This is a genomic window from Mycobacterium farcinogenes, assembly GCF_019739075.1.
Lineage (GTDB): Bacteria > Actinomycetota > Actinomycetes > Mycobacteriales > Mycobacteriaceae > Mycobacterium > Mycobacterium senegalense.
The window spans coordinates 6,212,010-6,230,840 of sequence record NZ_CP081673.1 but is presented as its reverse complement, the minus strand read 5'-3'; the positions used below and the strand labels follow the sequence as shown (position 1 = coordinate 6,230,840).

General features: G+C 65.5%; 20 protein-coding genes. 6 read left to right on the top strand and 14 right to left on the bottom strand.

Annotation, left to right across the window (positions count from 1 at the left end; genetic code table 11):
* Nucleotides 1-30 precede the first annotated feature (30 nt).
* Nucleotides 31-516 (top strand): flavin reductase family protein, encoded by a 486-nt coding sequence (locus K6L26_RS29805; RefSeq protein WP_019343907.1) that lies wholly within the window; start codon nt 31-33, stop codon nt 514-516.
* 24 nt (nt 517-540) lie between these two features.
* Here K6L26_RS29805 and K6L26_RS29800 read toward each other — a convergent pair whose 3' ends face one another.
* The 12 genes from K6L26_RS29800 to K6L26_RS29745 all read right to left on the bottom strand — a co-directional run bounded on the left by K6L26_RS29800 (nt 541) and on the right by K6L26_RS29745 (nt 11,179).
* On the bottom strand, nt 541-702 hold the full coding sequence (locus tag K6L26_RS29800) for a hypothetical protein (protein WP_085980353.1): 162 nt from the start codon (nt 700-702) through the stop codon (nt 541-543).
* Between the two features lie 66 nt (nt 703-768).
* Entirely contained in the window at nt 769-1,617 is an 849-nt protein-coding gene (locus tag K6L26_RS29795; RefSeq protein WP_131805826.1) for a hypothetical protein, read from the bottom strand.
* Nucleotides 1,614-2,639 (bottom strand): tetratricopeptide repeat protein, encoded by a 1,026-nt coding sequence (locus tag K6L26_RS29790; protein ID WP_047039726.1) that lies wholly within the window; start codon nt 2,637-2,639, stop codon nt 1,614-1,616. Before K6L26_RS29790 ends, K6L26_RS29795 begins: the two co-directional genes overlap by 4 nt.
* Entirely contained in the window at nt 2,636-3,673 is a 1,038-nt protein-coding gene (locus K6L26_RS29785; protein ID WP_036390430.1) for a VWA domain-containing protein, read from the bottom strand. The genes K6L26_RS29790 and K6L26_RS29785 overlap by 4 nt, the downstream gene beginning before the upstream one ends.
* Complete coding sequence (locus K6L26_RS29780) at nt 3,670-4,746, bottom strand: hypothetical protein (protein ID WP_019346908.1); 1,077 nt, start codon at nt 4,744-4,746, stop codon at nt 3,670-3,672. The genes K6L26_RS29785 and K6L26_RS29780 overlap by 4 nt, the downstream gene beginning before the upstream one ends.
* Nucleotides 4,737-5,210, bottom strand: coding sequence for a hypothetical protein (locus tag K6L26_RS29775; RefSeq protein ID WP_019346907.1), 474 nt, complete (start codon nt 5,208-5,210; stop codon nt 4,737-4,739). Before K6L26_RS29775 ends, K6L26_RS29780 begins: the two co-directional genes overlap by 10 nt.
* Nucleotides 5,210-6,100, bottom strand: coding sequence for a DUF58 domain-containing protein (locus K6L26_RS29770; RefSeq protein WP_051752647.1), 891 nt, complete (start codon nt 6,098-6,100; stop codon nt 5,210-5,212). Before K6L26_RS29770 ends, K6L26_RS29775 begins: the two co-directional genes overlap by 1 nt.
* Before the next feature lie 9 nt (nt 6,101-6,109).
* Nucleotides 6,110-7,114, bottom strand: coding sequence for an AAA family ATPase (locus K6L26_RS29765; RefSeq protein WP_064896167.1), 1,005 nt, complete (start codon nt 7,112-7,114; stop codon nt 6,110-6,112).
* Nucleotides 7,115-7,287: 173 nt separating this feature from the next.
* Entirely contained in the window at nt 7,288-8,037 is a 750-nt protein-coding gene (locus K6L26_RS29760) for a succinate dehydrogenase/fumarate reductase iron-sulfur subunit (RefSeq protein WP_019343756.1), read from the bottom strand.
* A gap of 2 nt (nt 8,038-8,039) precedes the next feature.
* Nucleotides 8,040-9,947 (bottom strand): fumarate reductase/succinate dehydrogenase flavoprotein subunit, encoded by a 1,908-nt coding sequence (locus tag K6L26_RS29755; protein WP_064896165.1) that lies wholly within the window; start codon nt 9,945-9,947, stop codon nt 8,040-8,042.
* Nucleotides 9,948-10,009: 62 nt separating this feature from the next.
* Nucleotides 10,010-10,831 (bottom strand): succinate dehydrogenase subunit SdhC, encoded by an 822-nt coding sequence (locus K6L26_RS29750; protein WP_019343758.1) that lies wholly within the window; start codon nt 10,829-10,831, stop codon nt 10,010-10,012.
* A gap of 51 nt (nt 10,832-10,882) precedes the next feature.
* Nucleotides 10,883-11,179, bottom strand: a complete 297-nt coding sequence (locus K6L26_RS29745; RefSeq protein ID WP_019343759.1) for an Rv0250c family protein — start codon at nt 11,177-11,179, stop codon at nt 10,883-10,885.
* 211 nt (nt 11,180-11,390) lie between these two features.
* On the opposite strand from K6L26_RS29745, the gene K6L26_RS29740 reads away from it, so the two are divergent.
* Nucleotides 11,391-12,149 (top strand): isocitrate lyase/PEP mutase family protein, encoded by a 759-nt coding sequence (locus tag K6L26_RS29740; RefSeq protein ID WP_064896163.1) that lies wholly within the window; start codon nt 11,391-11,393, stop codon nt 12,147-12,149.
* A gap of 88 nt (nt 12,150-12,237) precedes the next feature.
* Nucleotides 12,238-12,726: a hypothetical protein gene (locus K6L26_RS29735; RefSeq protein ID WP_064896161.1), complete on the top strand. Its 489-nt coding sequence runs from the start codon at nt 12,238-12,240 to the stop codon at nt 12,724-12,726.
* A gap of 50 nt (nt 12,727-12,776) precedes the next feature.
* Here K6L26_RS29735 and K6L26_RS29730 read toward each other — a convergent pair whose 3' ends face one another.
* Nucleotides 12,777-13,685, bottom strand: coding sequence for a DMT family transporter (locus tag K6L26_RS29730; RefSeq protein WP_064896159.1), 909 nt, complete (start codon nt 13,683-13,685; stop codon nt 12,777-12,779).
* On the opposite strand from K6L26_RS29730, the gene K6L26_RS29725 reads away from it, so the two are divergent.
* From K6L26_RS29725 to nirD, 3 genes are all read left to right on the top strand, one after another.
* Entirely contained in the window at nt 13,684-15,096 is a 1,413-nt protein-coding gene (locus tag K6L26_RS29725; RefSeq protein WP_081281806.1) for an aminotransferase-like domain-containing protein, read from the top strand. The genes K6L26_RS29730 and K6L26_RS29725 overlap by 2 nt on opposite strands.
* 115 nt (nt 15,097-15,211) lie before the next feature.
* Complete coding sequence (nirB, locus tag K6L26_RS29720; RefSeq protein WP_064896157.1) at nt 15,212-17,773, top strand: nitrite reductase large subunit NirB; 2,562 nt, start codon at nt 15,212-15,214, stop codon at nt 17,771-17,773.
* Complete coding sequence (gene nirD, locus K6L26_RS29715) at nt 17,770-18,141, top strand: nitrite reductase small subunit NirD (RefSeq protein WP_019347974.1); 372 nt, start codon at nt 17,770-17,772, stop codon at nt 18,139-18,141. Before nirB ends, nirD begins: the two co-directional genes overlap by 4 nt.
* Here the strand turns inward: nirD and K6L26_RS29710 are convergent.
* The gene (locus tag K6L26_RS29710) at nt 18,126-18,377 is read right to left on the bottom strand and encodes a transcriptional repressor (protein WP_019347975.1); all 252 of its coding nucleotides are present in this window, start codon (nt 18,375-18,377) and stop codon (nt 18,126-18,128) included. The two genes, nirD and K6L26_RS29710, sit on opposite strands and share 16 nt — an antisense overlap.
* Between the last annotated feature and the right edge of the window lie 454 nt (nt 18,378-18,831).

Below are 18,831 nucleotides of genomic sequence, written 5' to 3'. Positions count from 1 at the left end.
GGAGACGAGCTGTGTGAAGATGGAGGTGCTATGAGTGCAACAGAATTGAGCCCGACGTCGCTGCGTGAAGCGTTCGGCCACTTTCCGTCAGGTGTCATCGCGATCGCGGCCGAGGTGGACGGCACCCTGGTCGGCTTGGCTGCCAGCACCTTCGTGCCGGTATCGCTCGACCCGCCGCTGGTGTCGTTCTGCGTGCAGAATTCGTCGACCACCTGGCCAAAGCTCAAGGATCTGCCGTCCCTGGGGATCAGCGTGCTCGGCGAAGCCCATGACGAGGCGGCTCGCACCTTGGCGGCCAAGACCGGTGACCGGTTCGCCGGCTTGGAGACCGAGTCACGCGAATCCGGCGCGGTGTTCATCCACGGAACCAGTGTGTGGCTGGAAAGTGCCATCGAACAGCTGGTCGAGGCCGGTGATCACACCATCGTGGTGCTGCGGGTCAGCGATATCACCGTCAACGCCGACGTGGCACCAATCGTTTTCCACCGCAGCACGTTCCGCAAGCTCGGCGGCTAACCCGCCGCCGGCGGACCGGCGGCGTCAGGGCCGCGCGGCCAGTTCGTCGCGATACTTGGCGATGCGCTGCTCTATCTCGCCGGCATCGTCCGGGCGGCCCTCTTTACGAGCCAGGTCGGCCCGGACCGACAGTTCCCGGATCGCGGTCCGGATCTCGTTGATGCTGTGAGTCTGTCCCATGCTCATAGAGCTGCCTTTCGACGCTGATTGGCTGCTTTTCTCGAGCCTACGCGTCGAACGCCGGCCGGCGGTTCAAACTTCCTGGAGCCCGATCACAACCTTGCGGAACAACTGCGCGCCGGCATCCTTCTGGTCGGGCGGGCAGGTCACGTTGACGATCATTCCGCGGACCAGACCGTAGTAGTTACACCTCTCCTTCCCGTCTTTCGTCATCGCGAAGGAGTCATCGGCTGCCGATTCCGGTGCGGCAACCGTCCCGAAGTCGATCGTGATGACTTCGGTCTCGATGACCTGACCGTGCTTGCTGACGACGGTGGTGACCTTGGCGCCTTTGCAGCGCTCGTACCACTGCCGGGCGAAATCGAGGCTGGTCGGATCTTTCGACGGGAACACCGCCAGTGAGAACGACTTGCTGTCTTCCTTGTTTCCGCCGGGGTCGTCGACCGGGTACATCAGGCGCGAGATCTTCGAGTCCTGGTACCGCTCGGGATCATCGTCGGTATCCAGACCCAATTCCGCGGCGTACAGCGGGTCGTCGCTCGCTGTGCAATCCGGCGGTTCCGATGTCGACTTGTAATCACGATCGGGGTCGTAGGTGTAGCCCGAATCCTTGTTCATCTTCGTGTAATCGAACTCGGTGTAGCCCGGCGGGTACAGCGAGTCGAAGTCGATCGCGTTGAGGATCATCGTGGGCGGCTTGTCGCTCAGAAGCGGTCTGCCCTTTTCGGGTGCATCCGCGTGCTCGATGGGCGCCGAGTGCGGCCAGGCGAGCCAGGCCACCAGCGCCGCGACCAGTACCACCACCACGCCGATGCCGACGCCGCCGAGGACGATCGTTCGCCTCGACAGTTTTCGAGTACTCGCCGCACTTGGCGGAGCCGAGTATGACCACTGGTCGGGCATCCCGTTGGGTCCGGTCACGGCTGCGGTCCTGCCGTGCTGCACAGCGCTGTGGTCAAGTGACCGAGCGGAGTTCCGTCCGGGTCGCAGAAACCCGGACCGTCGGCTGGACGGAGCTCCACGTGGTCGGGGTATTCCAGGGGTGCGTCGGTTCCCGGACCCTGACCCGGCCCCGGTACTTGGACCGGCGTCGGCGGCGGTGGCGGAGGTGGGGCATTGGGAGCCGGTGGCTGATTGGGATCAGCCGGGGGTTGCTGGGCCTGTTCCTGCTGTTGCTGAGCCTGGCGCGCTGCCTCCGTCTTCTGTGCCACCTCCCGGTCCTTCATCTCGATGCATTCCTTCATACGGGCTTCGTCGTCGGGATACGGGCAGGGACCGGTCTTGGACTCGGTGAAGTCGATTCCGCCGCCGGGCGCACGCTTGTAGTCGTAGCCGTCGGGCGTCTTGGTCAGCGCTCCATTTTTGAGGGCGGCGAGCTTGTTGGCCAGTCGCTCGGGCGTTTCGCCGACGAATGCGCGGACGTCGGGGCTTGCGGAGGGGAACGTAGTGAAGCACCCGGTGTCGCCGTCGGCGGCTTCCACCGCGGGCGTCAGGAATTCCCGCGCCTTGGTGAAATGGCCCTGTTTGAGTTCGCTGTCACTGAGCTTCTCGGCGATCAGGGCGAAGTTGCCGCGCGGTGGGCAGGCGCTCGGTTCTTTCTCGTGCGCAGCCTTGAATTGTTCGAAGGCGCCGGGGACGTCGCCGCGAAGCATCAGCAGGTCGCCTTGGGCCAACTCTTCACGGAAGCCGCGCCCGATGTTGCCGACATCGATCCACTCGAGCGTGTTCTGCATGGCCGCATCGTCGCGGGCCGCGAACTGGCCGGGCAGTCTGTTGCCGAGGATTCCGACGCTGGCGATCTTGACCGCCAGCAGGAGCAGCAGTACCAGCACCGGAATCGACCAGAGCAGAAGCTTGCGCCGCAACTGCAGGCGGCTGGGCCGGGGAGCAGCCGGTTTCTGCTGCGCCTCACTGGATTCGGCGGGCGGGAGCGTTTGTGTCATTTCCGTACCGTCCCCCTTCTGCGCCGCAGCCAATGACCGGCCAGCCCGTACAGTTCGACACCGAACAGCGCTGCGGCGATCGCGGCAAAGAACCAGTAGAACTCCGTCCGGTCCGGGTGCGGGACTTTGGGATTGATCGGGTCGGCGGGGGCGGCCTGTGGCACCGCTGAGGGCAGTTCGTCGGCGCTGACCAATCCGCTCTCACGCTTCTGGAACGGAATTCCCAGACTGTCGGCCGCGGTGGTCAGGGCCTCTTCGTTGAGTGGGACGTCGACCGTGTCGTAGTTCGGGCCGGCGTAGATGCGTGGTTTGGTGTCGTTGGTTCCGTAACCGAACACCGCCCCGCCGGACACCTGGGCCAGTGGGATGTCGAACTCGGCATCGTCCGAGTCACTGCCCGCGCCGAAGATGAAGACGAGATTCGCCGATCCCGGATACGTCCGGGAGGCCGCGTTGAGTTGCTCTTTGAGAAGCGAATTCGCCGCCGTGACATCGGTTTTCACCACGCCATCGGTGGACCGCTCGCCGTATGGTCTGAAGTTCTGCAGAAATGGGGCCAGGCTCCACTCGTCGCGGGAGATCGGCCAGTCGACGCGGGCGGTGTCGGCATAGGAGATCACGCTGAACCGGGCGTCCGGATACTTCGTCAAGACCACCTGGGCGTCTTTCACAGCGCCCTCCAAACGGGTTTCGCTGTCGCCGTAGCTGGTTCCCGCCGAACGGCCGAAGCCGCTGGCATTCATGCCCGCAGAGCGGTCGATCACGAGGAACACATTGATGTTGGACTCTTCTGCGGTGGTGGTGAGCCGGGGCGGGCGCTCGGCATCGGACTCGTCGCCGAGGCGGGTGGCAGCCAGGCCGAGACACACGATGGCTACCAGTGCCATGCCGATGCGCAGCCACTCCCGGCCGTCGGGCATCCGCCCTCTGCGGCGGGCGCTGATGATGGCGGCGGCGATTCGCAGGCCGACCGCCACGAGCACGAACACGACGATCAACCAGATCGGGAACACCGGGGCGACACTGAGTTTCACAGCCGCATCCCCAGCCGTGCTGCAGCCAGCGCGACAGCCGCGATCAACGCGATCTGCAGGAGCAGGTCAGGCACATCCCACCGGAACGGATGCTTCTCCTCCTGGCGTTCTTCATCGAGCTTCGACGGTGGCGGATTCGACATGATCTTGTCGAGTGCGTTCGACAGCTCTTCCTTCTGATTCTCGATCTTCCTGGGTGTCGCGTCGTCACCGACAAGCCCGCCGACCTCGGTGTAGAGATACTGCTTGCCGCCGGAATCCTTCACCAACTGGTCGATGAACTTTCCGGGGTGGGTTCCCGGGACGATGGTGTTCACCTGGATCTTCGAATCCTTCACGACGGCGCTCAGCATGGCGTCGGAGTATGTCGGGGGAGTGTCGGAGTAGGTCTTGGTTCCGCCGATGTAGATGATGGCCCGGCCTCGGCCGTTGTCCGATCCGACGGCGGGCAGGCCCATCGCGCACATCGCGATCGTGTCGTTGATCGTGGACCTGGTGTCGGCATAGCGGTTGAACAGTTCGCTGTCCGAGGAAAACGCCGCTGCCGGATTGTCTTTGGACCCGGCCGCCTCGGCGACTTTGCCGATCTCGGCCAGACGTTGTGATACCCACGGCAGGTCCGAGGTGACCGGGAAGTTCCGGTAGAACTCCTTGGTCATCCCGATGCGTTGATTGCCGAAGCCGCCCACCTTCTCGCCCAGGATGGTCATCAACTGGGATATGGCAACGCTGTCGGTCATGCCGATGTTGTAGAGCGGCCCGAAGCACAGCATGATGTCGACGTTCGGGGTGTCCGACCCGGCCAGTTGCGGTTCGTATGTCTTGGTCGGACGGAGCGTGGCGCCGATGAGCATGAACACCGCGATGACCGCCATCACCAGTGCCACCACGGAGAGGCGTTCGTGCAGCCGCAGTGCGCGCTGGTATTCGGGCAGCGTCGTGATCCGAAACGACCTTGCCAGGTAAGGCAATTCGCCCTGCCAGCCGAAGCGCGTGCGTCGCGTGGCGTACCACAGCGCGACGCCGATGGCGATCGCGATCGGCAGCAGTAGGAGCGGCCATTTCACGCCCATGTCAGCACCGCCGTCCGTGCTGCCTGCACGACGTCGGGAACGCTCTGCGGATCGACTTCGTGGAACTGGCCCGGATAGGTCATGGCCAGGACATTGAGAGCAGAGCCGGCCAGCGGGCTGTATGCGACGTCGGTCGCCGTCATCCTGCGGGCCTGGAATCCGGTACGAAAGTCGATGAAATTTCTGAAGATTCGGCTGATCTCATGAAACGCGTCACGGGTGGAGAGCTGCCCTTCGCGATGCTGTTGCTCAACCTTGGTCAGTGACCGGGAGAACTTGAACCGCAGCACTTTGTAGCTGATGTCGCGGATCACCGGGATCCGCCGTAGCACCTCTATGGGCAGGGTCCACACGATCACCCCGACGATCCAGCCGATGACGAGGACGACCAGGAACGCGGCGCCGATCACCCACCACACCGGGTAGGCCATGGGGGGAAACAGGAAGTCGATCGCGTCGTGCATCAGCGGCGTCCCTCCGACAGCGTAGACAGGGCCGGGCCGATGTCTGCCCGCGACGAGATGCGTACACACGGGCTGTCGAGTTGCGCGATGAACGACTCCCATTCGGCCCGCCGCGCGGCCTCGGCGCGGCGGTAGGACTCCAGTACCTTGGTTCCGAGGACCGACGGGGTGAGCAGGGCCTTGCCGGTGGCGACGTCGAGCACTTCGTCGGCAGCGTGCGGTTGCCCGAGGATGTCGAGGTCTTCGATCAGGATCCAGTGAATCGCGTTGCGGCCCCGCAAAGTCATTGCCGCTGCCACGAGTTCAGGTGTGACGGCGGGCTGGTCGCACACGATGTAGATCGCGTACCGCTTGTCCAGATTGCCCGCTACGAACTCGAGCTGCCTGACGATGTTCGACGGGTTGCCGACCTCGATGTTGATGTGGCTGAGCAGGTTCAGGATCTGCTCAAGATGGTCCTCGCCGGTCTTGCCCGGTTCGATGGATGATCCGCGGTCGTCTCCGTAGACCAGGCTGATCTTGTCGGCCTGGGCCGAGGCGACCAGCCCGACCGCGCCGAGGGACAGGATCGCCAGGTCGCGTTTACTCTCCCCGCTTGGGGAATGGGCCAGCAGGTTGGCCCCGGTGTCGGCGATCAGCAGGAACTCCTGGGCCTTCTCGGCGACGTACCGGCGGACCACCAGGTGGGTGTTGCGCGCCGACGCCTTCCAGTCGATATCGCGGACGTCGTCACCGATGGTGTACTCGCGCAGGTCGACGAAATCATCGCTGCGGCCGAACTGCAGCGAGGTGTGCCCGCCCTCCAGGACCCGATGTGACCGCAGGCGCATCCCGACGGCCCGAGGGTCGAAATTGAGTTGGGCCCGGACCCGGTTGAGAATGTCCCCCATCGTGGCTCGCTACGGCGTCGGAACGCGGTGCAGGATGCCGTCGATGAGATATTCCGGGGTGATGCCTTGGGCCGACGCCTGGAATTTGAGGATGATGCGGTGCCGGAGAACACGCTTGGCGACGGCCTTGACATCGTCGGGAACCGCGTATGGTCGGCCCTCCAGCAGCGCGTGTGCGCACGCCGCGCGGCAGAGGGCGATGGTGGCGCGCGGGCTGGCGCCGAACTGGATGAGGTCGGCGAGTTGGGGTTCCAGGTAGTTCTTGGGATGCCGGGTCGCGTTCACGATGTAGCTCGCGTACCTGACGATCGAGCGGTCGATGAACACCCGCTTGAACATGGCCTGCAGCCAGAGCACCCGCTGCGTATCGAGCTGACCGTTCCCGGATTCCGGATGCGCGTCGAACACCCCGCCGGCGATCCGGGCGACGACTTCCTCTTCCTCCTCGGGCGTCGGATACGTGAGGATGTCCTTGAGCATGAAGCGGTCCATCTGCGCTTCGGAGAGCTGATAGGTGCCTTCTTGGTCGATCGGGTTCTGCGTCGCGAGCACCAGGAACGGGTTTGGCAGAGGGTAAACCGTTCCACCGATGGTGGTCTGGCGTTCCTCCATCGCCTCCAGCATTGCGCTCTGGGTTTTCGCCGACGACCGGTTGATCTCGTCGAGCAACACGATGTTGGCGTGCACCGGACCGAACGAGACCTTGAACTCACCGTTCTTCTGGTCCCAGATCTGACCGCCGGTGATATCGCTGGGTAGCAGGTCAGGTGTGCATTGGATGCGTTGGAACCGGGCGGCCAGGCTTTCCGCGAGGGTCTTGGCCGCCGTCGTCTTGGCCAGCCCAGGAACGCTTTCCAGCAGGACGTGCCCGGAAGCGATGAGCCCGATCAACAGCGACTGCTGCAGAGTTTTCTGGCCGACGATCTTGGCCGAGAGCGCGTTCTGCAGGTAGTGGACCGTCCCGCCGACGCGTTGGAGATCCTCATGGGACAGCTGAGGTCCGGACAACTGCATGCGTAATCCCCCGTCGAAGCGCGCCGTGTGTCGGATTGAGCGTAGCAACGGTCGGCGCAGCCCAGGTGCACCAATTTTCCGGCCGCGGATGGGGCAGATTAGGCACCGAATGTGCGCTCAGATCGCGTCCGGGAGCGAATTCACGATCTGAGCGCACCCTCGGGTTTCAGGGTCTACCGCCGGAACAGCTTGTTACCCAACCAGACAATCGGGTCGTACTTGCGATCGGCGACCCGTTCCTTCATCGGGATCAGCGCGTTGTCGGTGATCTTGATGTTTTCCGGGCACACCTCGGTGCAGCACTTGGTGATGTTGCAGTAGCCCAGGCCGAACTCGTCTTGGGCCATGTCCTTACGGTCCAGGACGTCGAGCGGGTGCATGTCCAGCTCCGCGATCCGCATATGGAACCGTGGGCCGGCGAACGCCTCCTTGTTCTCCTCGTGGTCACGCACCACGTGGCAGACGTTCTGGCACAGGAAGCACTCGATGCACTTGCGGAACTCCTGGCTGCGTTCGACGTCCTCCTGCTGCATCCGGTACTCGCCGGGCTGCAGATCTTTGGGTGGCGTGAACGACGGTATCTGGCGGGCCTTTTCGTAGTTGAAGGACACGTCGGTGACCAGGTCGCGCATCACCGGGAAAGTCCGCAACGGCGTCACAGTGACGGTTTCGGACGGGTCGAAGGTCGACATCCGGGTCATGCACATCAGCCGCGGACGGCCGTTGATCTCCGCCGAGCAGGACCCGCACTTACCGGCCTTGCAGTTCCAGCGCACCGCCAGGTCCGGTGTCTGGGTGGCCTGCAGCCGGTGGATGATGTCGAGCACCACCTCGCCGTCGTTCACCTCGACGGTGTAGTCCTGCAACCCGCCGCCGGTGTCATCGCCGCGCCAGACGCGCAGGTTCGCGTTGTAGGCACTCATGCTCAGCCCTTCCGATCCGGGTGTTCGGCCAATTCTTGTGCGGTGTAGTACTTTTCGAGTTCGGACAGCTCGAACGTGGCCAGCAGGTCCTCCCGCATGGGTAGCTGCGACTCGGGCGTCACGGTCACGTCCGGCACCACCTGGTCTTCCCCTGTCGCGCGGCACACCAGCAGGGTGTTACGCCAGTTGGGATCCATGTCCGGGTAGTCATCGCGGGTGTGCCCGCCGCGACTTTCGGTGCGGGCCAGTGCGGCTTTGGCCACGCATTCGCTGACCAGCAGCATGTTGCGCATGTCGATGGCCAGGTGCCAGCCAGGGTTGAAGACGCGACCGCCCTCGACGCTGACGTTGTGCACGCGGGTCCGCAGCTCGGCCAGTTTGGTCAGGGCTTCCTGGATCTCCTCTTCCTTGCGGATGATGCCGACCAGGTCGTTCATGCACTGCTGCAACTCAGCGTGCAGCGTGTACGGGTTCTCCGGATGCGCGTGAGATTCGAACGGCGCCAAAGCCAACTCGGTGGCCTCGATGATCGCGGCCTCTGACACCTTCGGCCGCTCCGGGAGCGCGGCCACATAGTCGGCCGCACCGAGCCCGGCGCGCCGGCCGAAGACCAACAGATCCGAAAGGGAGTTCCCGCCAAGACGATTCGAACCGTGCATGCCGCCGGAGCACTCGCCCGCGGCGAACAATCCGGGCGTGGCCGCGCCACCGGTGTCGGGATCGACCTCGATACCGCCCATCACGTAGTGGCAGGTGGGACCCACTTCCATCTCGTCCTTGGTGATGTCGACCTCGGCCAGCTCCATGAACTGGTGGTACATCGACGGCAACCGGCGCTTGATCTCCTCGGTGGGCATGCGCGAGGCGATGTCGAGGTACACGCCGCCGTGCGGTGAGCCGCGGCCGGCCTTCACCTCGGAGTTGATGGCGCGGGCCACCTCGTCGCGGGGGAGCAGGTCAGGGGTGCGCCGGGCCGAGTCGTTGTCCTTGAGCCACTGGTCGGCTTCCTCCTCGGTCTCGGCGTACTGGCCCTTGAACACCGCGGGGATGTAGTCGAACATGAACCGCTTGCCCTCGGAGTTCTTGAGCACCCCGCCGTCGCCGCGGACACCCTCGGTGACCAGGATGCCCTTGACCGAGAGCGGCCAGACCATGCCGGTCGGATGGAACTGGATGAACTCCATGTTGATCAGGCCCGACCCGGCGCGCAGCGCCAGGGCGTGGCCGTCGCCGGTGTACTCCCACGAGTTGGACGACACCTTGAACGACTTGCCGATCCCGCCGGTGGCCAGGACGATCGCCGGTGCCTCGAACAACACGAAGTTGCCGGTCTCGCGGTAGTAGCCGAACGCGCCGGCGATCCGATCCCCGTCCTTGATGAGCTCGGTGATCGAGCACTCGTGGAAGACCTTGATCCGGGCCTCGTAATCGCCGAGTTCGGCCTTGTCCTCCTGCTGCAACGAGACGATTTTCTGCTGCAGCGTGCGGATGATCTCCAGGCCGGTGCGGTCACCGACATGTGCCAGTCGCGGGTAGGTGTGCCCGCCGAAGTTGCGCTGGCTGATCCGGCCGTCCTTGGTCCGGTCGAACAGTGCCCCATAGGTTTCCAGCTCCCAGACCCGGTCCGGAGCTTCCTGCGCGTGCAGTTCGGCCATGCGCCAGTTGTTGAGGAACTTGCCGCCGCGCATGGTGTCACCGAAGTGCACCTGCCAGGAGTCCTTGGTGTTGACGTTGCGCATGGCGGCCGCACAGCCGCCCTCGGCCATCACGGTGTGGGCCTTGCCGAACAACGACTTGGTCACCACCGCAACCCGCAGACCGCGTTCGCGTGCCTCGATCACTGCGCGCAGACCTGCTCCACCGGCACCGATCACGACTACGTCGTAGGAGTGCCGTTCCAGCTCACCCATTGATTCCACTCGCCTTCTCGCGTGTACGTACTTGTCGGCCAAAGAAACTCGGTCTGACCGAGTCAGCCAATGAACCTGAGATCAGAGATGGTGCCGCTGGCCACCAACATGATGTAGAAGTCGGTGAGGACCAGGGTGCCCAGCGTGATCCAGGCGAAAAGCATGTGGCGGGTGTTGAGTTTGCTCACCTGTGTCCACATCCAGTAGCGCACAGGGTGTTTCGAGAAGTGCTTCAGCCGGCCGCCGGTGACGTGGCGGCATGAGTGGCAGGACACCGTGTAGACCCACAGCAGGATGACGTTGCCGACCAGAATGACGTTGCCCAGGCCGAATCCGAAGCCCGATGGCGAATGGAACGCCACGATCGCGTCGTAGGTGTTGAGCAGTGAGATGAGCACCGCGGCGTAGAAGAAGTACCGGTGCAGATTCTGCATGATCAGCGGAAGGCGGGTCTCCCCGGTGTATTTCGCGTGCGGCTCGGCCACCGCACAGGCGGTCGGTGACTGCCAGACCGACCGGTAGTACGCCTTGCGGTAGTAGTAGCAGGTCAGCCGGAAGGCCAGCAGGAACGGCAGTGAGATGAACGCCATCGGGATGAACCAGGGCAGCTCGCCTACCCACTGACCGAGGTGGCTCGATCCGGGCGCGCACGCCGTGCTGATGCACGGTGAATAGAAGGGCGTCAGGTAGTGGTAGTCCTCTACCCAGTACGCGCTTCCCCAGAACGCCCGGACCGTCGCGTAGATGACGAACGCCGCGAGCCCCAGATTGGTCAATAGTGGTGCCTGCCACCACCGGTCGGTCCGTAGGGTGCGTTGAGGGATCTCCGCTCGGGTGGGCGAGAAGACCCCGGTCGCGCGACGGTCAGCGGTGGGTGCGCTCACGGTTCCCTTTCTGAGGTTCAGTTGTTCGTCGGGCGTCAAACGCCCACGAGCTCAGCGGTATCCGCCGAGACCCTCGTCGGCGACGTCCTGCCAGAACTCGCGTCCGTATTGGGTGTCGGGGATGCCGATCTTCTCGCGGGCCGGTTGTTGGCGTGTCACGCCGTGACGCATCTCCAACTCTTCGGCGTCGATGTCCAACCGGTCGATATCGTTGAGGATCCGCTCGGCGTCGTTCATCACGCGGCGCATGGCGGGGGAATCCCCGTACTTCGACGCCAACGTGGTGACACAGCGACGCATGTCGCCGATCAGATTGTGCAGTTCAGAGAACTCGGTGGTGGTGGACAAGTGACCTCCTCGGGCTGAAGGTGTCAGGGCTCACAGTACGACACCCAATGCTAGCCACATCACGATCCCGACGTGATGCGCATCACGTCCGCGGCGGGCCCGTGGACCGCTCGCAGTCGCCGGCCCGGACCCGGGTCGTAGGCTTGCTCTCGCCGGCTTCCCATCTGGCCGAATGACACCTGAGCAGCACATCTGAGCACCCGGAGGATCAATGAGTGAGACCACGTTGCAGCAGCGCGCGGCGGCGTTGCTGGCGTTGCACCAACCCGGCAACCCCGTCGTGTTGCCCACGGTGTGGGATGCCTGGTCAGCTCGGCTGGCGGTCGGCGAGGGCTTCTCCGCACTCTCCGTGGGCAGCCATCCGCTGGCCGATTCCATCGGCAAGGCGGACGGCGAGGTGATGTCGTTCGACGATCTGCTCACCCGGGTGCGGCAAATCACCGACGCGGTCGACGTGCCGGTGTCGGTGGACATCGAGTCCGGTTACGGCGAGCGGCCGGAGCGGCTGATCGAAGGGCTGCTCGGCGTCGGCGCTGTCGGGCTCAACATCGAGGACACGGTGCACCGGGAAGGAAAGCGGCTGCGCAGCTCGGCAGAGCACGCCGAACTGGTGCGGCAGCTGCGGGAGGCAGCGGATGCCGCCGGCGTGCATGTGGTGATCAACGCGCGTACCGACCTGTTCCTGCGTAACGACGGAGACGATGCCGATCGCCTTGATCGGGCGATCGCCCGGCTGTCCGAAGCGGCCGCTGCCGGTGCCGACTCGCTGTTCCCTCCCGGCCTACGCGACCCGGAAGCATTGGCGCGCTTGGCTTCTGAGGTGCCGCTGCCGGTCAGTGTGACCGTTCCTCCGGATACCGCCGACCTCGCCGAGCTGACGGCGGCCGGCGTCGGGCGCATCACCTTCGGCCCGTTCCTGCTGGCCGTGCTGGGCGAGCGGGCCAAAGAGGTGCTCGGCCGCTGGCGGTAGCCGCGGGCGATTTGTGCGAACTGCCGCTTCTCGACCTGCGATTTGTGCCAATAATGACGCACTGATACGTCGAGCAGGGGTGCATGCGATGGACTGGCGCATTAGACGCACGGTGACGTTGGCGGCGGCGGGTGGGGTGGTGCTCGGCGGGGTGGGTGCTCCGCCGGCATCGGCGACGACCATGGTGCCGTTGTCGAATCACATCCGGAACTGCGATTTCGCCGAAGGTCTGTTCCTGGACGGTATGGGCTCGGGCAGCGGTGGCGGATTCGCTCACATCGGCGGCGATGGTTCGCAGGCGAGTGCCCAGGTGACCATGCAGTCGGCGCGGCCGGACACCGACTACCGGGTGCGGCTGATTCAGATGCCGCGATCGGCGGTCGCCACCTGCAGTGCCGGTGATCCCGGGGTGTCCAGCGGCGTCTTGCACACCGATGCCAGCGGCTCGGGCACCGTCACCGTCTCCGGACCGGTGGTCGACGGTGCCGGCCAGGCCTGGGTGGTGGTGGAGGGGCCGCCGGCTCCCGGGCGCATCCGTAGTGACGTGTACAGCTCGGATTTCCTCGCGAGTATCTGATTGGCGCGAAAGCTGTTGGAGTCCAAGGGGTTCTGTCGGCTTTCGGGGTGTCACCGCAGGCGGATGCGGACGGCCAGGGCGGCACAGCCGATAACGACGGCGCCGCCGAGCACCGTGGTCCAGGTGAGTCTCTCGCGCAGTAACAGTGCGGCCCAGGCGATGGTCATCACCGGCTGAACCAACTGGACTTGGCTGACCTGCGTCATCGGTCCGATGGCCAGGCCGCGATACCAGGCGAAAAACCCCAGATACATGCTGACCGCGGCCAGGTAACCGAACGCGGCCCACTGCACCGGCGTGGCGTGCGGCGGTTGCTGTGCCACGTCGAGCACCGTCAGGGCCAGCATCACCGGCGCCGCGATCACCAACGCCCAGGACACCGTCTGCCAGGCGCCCAGCTCCCGGGCCAGTAACCCGCCCTCGGCATATCCGACCGCGGCCGCCAGCACGGCGCCGAACAGCAGTAGGTCAGCCCAGCTCAGATGGCCGAGTCCGGAGCCGTGCAGCATCGCGAAGACCACGGCGGCGAGCGCTCCGGCCGCGGCCATGGCCCAGAAGGCGACCGGAGGGCGCTCGTGGCCGCGAAGCACTGCGCACACCGCGGTGGCGGCCGGCAGCAGTGCGACCACGATGGCGCCGTGGCTGGCGGGAACGACGGTGAGTGCGTAGGAGGTCAGTAGCGGAAAGCCCGCGACGACTCCTGCCGCCACGACGGACAGCCGCGCCCATTGCCGGACCGAGGGCGGGGCTTGCCGGGTGAGCGCCAGCGCGGCCCCTGCGATGGCAGCGGCGACGACGGCCCGTCCGGCGCCGATGAACAGCGGGGACAGTCCGCCGATGGCAACCTTGGTGAACACGATGGTGAACGAGAACGCGGTGACGCCCAGCAGTCCCCACCATAACCCGGAGCCGGATAGCGCAGACGCCTTTCGCTGAGTAGCGCTACTCTCTCTCAACATGGATAACGATAGCACTGAGCGCATCGTGTCCGGTCTGCGGAAGTGGATCACTACGGCACCGCCGGGCGCGCAGTTGCCGTCCAACCGGGCCCTGGTGGCCGAGTATGCGGCCAGCCCGGTGACGGTCGCCAAGGCCATGCGCGCGCTGCGCAACCTGGGGTTGGTGGAGAGCAGGCCCGGGGTCGGCACGTTCGTGCGGGCCGTGCGCAGTGCGCGCTTGCCCGATTACGGCTGGCAGACCGCCGCTCTGGGATCCCCGCAGGCACGCATCCCGGCACTGTCGACGCCGCTGCGCGGTGTCGCGCCGGACATCATCGCGCTGCACTCGGGTTATCCCGTCCGCGAACTTCTGCCGCAGCGACTGGTCCGTACTGCTCTTGCGCGGGCGGCCCGTGGCGACGCGGCGTTGAGTCCGGCTGCCGTGGCCGGACAACCGGACCTGCAGGCCTGGTTTGCTCAGGAGTTGGCGGAGGCGTTCGGAGCCGGCGTGACGCCGCCGACAGCGCGCGAGGTGATCGTGCTGCCGGGCAGCCAGAGTGGTCTCAGCTCTATCTTTCGCGCCCTGGTCGGGTTCGGCCGGCCGATGCTGATCGAGTCGCCCAGCTACTGGGGAGCCATCCTGGCGGCGGCCCAGTGCGGTGTGCGGTTGGTGCCCGTACCGAGTGGGCCGCGGGGCCCCGAACCCGAGGAGTTGTCGCGCGCGTTCGCGCAAACCGGTGCCAGGGTGTTCTACGCCCAGCCCAACTACGCCAACCCGACTGGCGCCCAATGGGATCCAGAGCTGGCAAGCCAGGTGCTCGAGGTGGTGCGCGGCCATGGTGCCTTCCTGGTCGAGGACGATTGGGCGCACGACTTCGGCATCGACAGCACCGCCACGCCGGTCGTGGCCTCCGACGACGCCGGGCACGTGATCTATCTGAGGTCGCTGACCAAAAGTGTGTCGCCGTCGATCCGGGTGGCGGCGATGGTCGCCCGAGGCCCGGCCCGCGACCGGCTGCTGGCCGACCGGGGAGCCGAGGCGATGTATGTCAGCGGGTTGCTGCAGGCCGCCGCCCTCGACGTGGTCACCCAACCAGCCTGGCGAACCCACCTACGGGACCTGCGCCAGCAGTTGCGGGCCCGCCGTGACCAGTTGATCGCCGCGCTGGCCGAGCACGCTCCCGGCGCCCAGTTGCAGCACGTGCCGCGCGGCGGGCTGCATCTGTGGCTGCGGCTGCCCGATGCGGTCAACCTGGCCCGGCTGGTGCGTGAATGCGAAGCTGAGTCGGTACTGGTCGCCGCGGGCAATGAGTGGTTTCCGGCTGAACCGGCGGGACCGTATCTGCGGCTGAACTTTTCCGGCCCGGATCCGCAACGTTTCGCCGAGGCCGCGCACGTCATCGGTCAGGCGCTGGCCCGTCAGCTGGGTTAGCCGGACCTCACGCCTGGGCTTCCTCACATGTGCGCCGCGGGGGCCGTGAGCACACCGTGACGGGCGGTTCACACAGGGCGACAATTCGGCAACTTCGGGTTCCTAACCTCGCCGTATGTCGTCAACACAGAACGTCGTGGTCGTCGGACACGGCATGGTGGGCCACCGCTTCGTCGAGGCGTTGCGGTCGCGTGACGCCGCAGGCACCTGGCGGGTGACCGTCCTGTCCGAGGAAGCTGACGCCGCTTACGACCGGGTCGGCCTGACCGGGTACACCGAGCACTGGGACCGGGCCAAACTGGCGCTGCCCGGCAACGACTATGCCGGTGACGACCGGGTGGACCTGCGCCTGGGATGTGCGGTCGACGAGATCGACCGCGAAGCCCGCACGGTGCGCACCGTCGCCGGCGAGACCTTCGCCTACGACGCGCTGGTGCTGGCCACCGGGTCGTACGCGTTCGTGCCGCCGGTACCGGGGCGGGACCTGCCGGGCGTGCACGTCTACCGCACGCTGGACGACCTCGACGCGATCCGTGCCAGCGCCCAGAGTGCGTTGGCGTCCAAGTCGCCGGTCGGCGTGGTGATCGGCGGTGGCCTACTGGGCCTGGAAGCGGCCAACGCGCTGCGACAGTTCGGCCTGCGCACGCATGTGCTGGAGATGTCGCCGCACCTGATGTCGGCCCAGCTCGACGAAGCCGGGGGCACGCTGCTGAACCGGATGATGCGGGGCCTGGGTATCGAGGTGCACACCGCGGTAGGTACGGACAGTATCCAGCCGGTGCAGCGGCACAAGCCGCTGCGCAAGTCCGACATCGACGATTCGATGCGGATCTCACTGAACGACGGCAGCACGATCGATGCCGGCCTGGTCGTCTTCGCCGCCGGTGTGCGCCCGCGCGACGAGTTGGCCCGGGCCGCGGGCCTGGACATGGCGCAGCGGGGTGGCGTTCTCACCGATCTGTCTTGTGTCACAAGTGATCCCAGCATCTATGCGATCGGTGAGGTGGCCGCCATCGAAGGGCGTTGCTACGGCCTGGTCGCGCCGGGTTACACGACCGCTGAGGTGGTAGCCGACCGACTGCTCGGCGGTGAGGCCGAATTCCCGGGCGCGGACATGTCGACCAAGCTCAAGCTGCTCGGCGTCGACGTCGCCAGTTTCGGTGATGCCAAAGGTGTTACGCCGAACTGCCTGGAGGTCGTGGTCAACGACCCGGTCAAGCAGACCTACGCCAAGCTGGTGCTCTCCGATGACGCCAAGACGCTGCTCGGCGGCATCCTGGTCGGTGACGCTTCCGCGTACGGGGTGTTGCGGCCCATGGTCGCCAGCGAGCTCCCGGGCGATCCGCTGGCGTTGATCGCTCCCGTTGGTGACAGCGACGCGCCCGCACTGGGCGTTGCCGCGTTGCCGGACATCGCACAGATCTGCTCGTGCAACAACGTCACCAAGGGTGATCTGAAGGAAGCCATCTGCGGCGGCTGCGACGACGTGCCCAGCCTGAAGAAATGCACGCTGGCCGGTACCTCGTGCGGCTCCTGCGTGCCGCTGCTCAAGCAGCTCCTCGAGGCCGAAGGCGTCGAGCAGTCCAAGGCCCTGTGTGAGCACTTCAGCCAGTCGCGTGCCGAGCTCTTCGAGATCATCAGCGCCACCGAGATCCGCACCTTCTCCGGCTTGATCGAGAAGTTCGGCACCGGAAAAGGTTGCGACATCTGTAAACCCACCGTCGCATCGATCCTGGCTTCGACCAGTTCCGACCACGTGCTCGACGGTGAGCAGGCCTCGCTGCAGGACTCCAACGACCACTTCCTGGCCAATATCCAGAAGAACGGCAGCTACTCGGTGGTGCCGCGGTCGCCCGGCGGTGAGATCACTCCGGAACAGTTGATCCTGATCGGTGAGATCGCAAGGGATTTCGACCTGTACACCAAGATCACCGGAGGACAGCGCATCGACATGTTCGGCGCGCGGGTTGAGCAGTTGCCGCAGATCTGGGCGCGCCTGGTCGAGGGCGGCATGGAATCCGGGCACGCCTACGGCAAGTCGCTGCGAACCGTCAAGAGTTGTGTCGGTAGCACGTGGTGCCGTTACGGCCAACAGGATTCGGTCAACATGGCCGTGGAGATCGAGAAGCGGTACCGAGGGCTGCGCTCACCGCACAAGATCAAGATGGCGGTCTCGGGATGCGCCCGGGAATGCGCGGAGGCGCAGAGCAAGGACGTCGGCGTCATCGCCACCGAGCAGGGCTGGAACCTGTATGTGTGCGGCAACGGCGGCATGTCTCCACGGCACGCCCAGTTGCTGGCCGGCGATCTCGATGACGAGACCCTGATCCGCTACATCGATCGGTTCCTGATGTTCTACATCCGCACCGCCGACCGTCTGCAGCGCACGGCACCGTGGCTGGAGGCCCTCGACGGTGGGCTCGATCACCTCCGCGAGGTCGTGTGCAACGACTCCCTCGGCCTGGCGGCCGAATTCGAGGCGGCCATGGAACGCCACGTCGCCGGCTACGCCTGTGAGTGGAAGGGCGTGCTGGACGACCCGGAGAAGCTGTCGCGTTTCGTGTCGTTCGTCAATGCGCCCGACGTCGACGACCCGACCATCACCTTCACCGAGCGCGCCGGCCGCAAGGTGCCGACCAGTTTGGGCATGCCGTCGATCATCCAGGAGGCGAAATGACACTGCTCGACGATCACAAGGACATTCACGCCTCGACGCCGTGGGAATGGACGACGGCGTGCCGCTATGACTTCCTGATGCCGTGCCGCGGCGTGGCGGTGCTGCTGCCCGATGGCTCGCAGGCGGCTCTGTTCCGCCTCGATGACGGCTCGTTGCATGCGGTGGGCAACATCGACCCGTTCTCCGGCGCGGCGGTGATCTCCCGCGGCATCGTCGGTGACCGGGCCGGCCGGGCGACTGTGCAGTCGCCGATCAAGAAGCAGGCTTTCGCGCTCGACGACGGCAGTTGCCTCGATGACGACGCGGTGTCGATCCCGGTCTACCGGACCCGCGTCACACCGGGCGGGTTCGTTCAGATCTCCGCCTGATCCGCCGTCCGGCTCCAGTGGGCGTCGCGTCCCTGGAGCTTGCGGCGCTGCACGGCGCCGCGGCGTTCGAGCACCGTGAGATTGCGGTACACGGACTCGATCACGACCGGTGCGCGGAAGTGCTGGTGCATGTCGTCACGTAGCTGGGCAGTGGTCATCGGCCCGGACGTGCGTTCCAGAGTGTTCAGCAGGTGTTCACGCAGACGTTCGGCCGGGACCCGGTTACCGGGCCGCACTGCCGAGCGCGTCGTCTCGACGGGCTGCGCCCGTCGGTGTGGTCACCTGCACGTTTGTCTCTACTCCCGCCGAATCGTCCGATGGTCGCGATAACGATAGCTGAGTTTTTGGGTCCGATCTGACGCCACGGCCCGCCGGCAAACAGTCGTCGGCTGGTTACTTCGGCAAATACCTGGCCAACGCCGGTTTCGCGGCGAAATTTGCCAGAATTGCACGGTCGGGAACCTTCTCAAAGCTGTGGCGGGCGTCTCTCTGGCTAACTAGAATAGTTCGCTGGAGTGTGTTTAGACTCCCTCTCAAGGAAGCGTCGTCAGAGGGGCTGACAAGGGATGTTTGCGCGTTCGGTAGTGAATTTGGTGGGGGCGGCAGCGATGCTGGGCGCACTCGGGGCAATGTTGATGCCCCTGGCCTTGAACGCCGTGGATCGCAGCGGTCAACCCATCCCATGCGGTA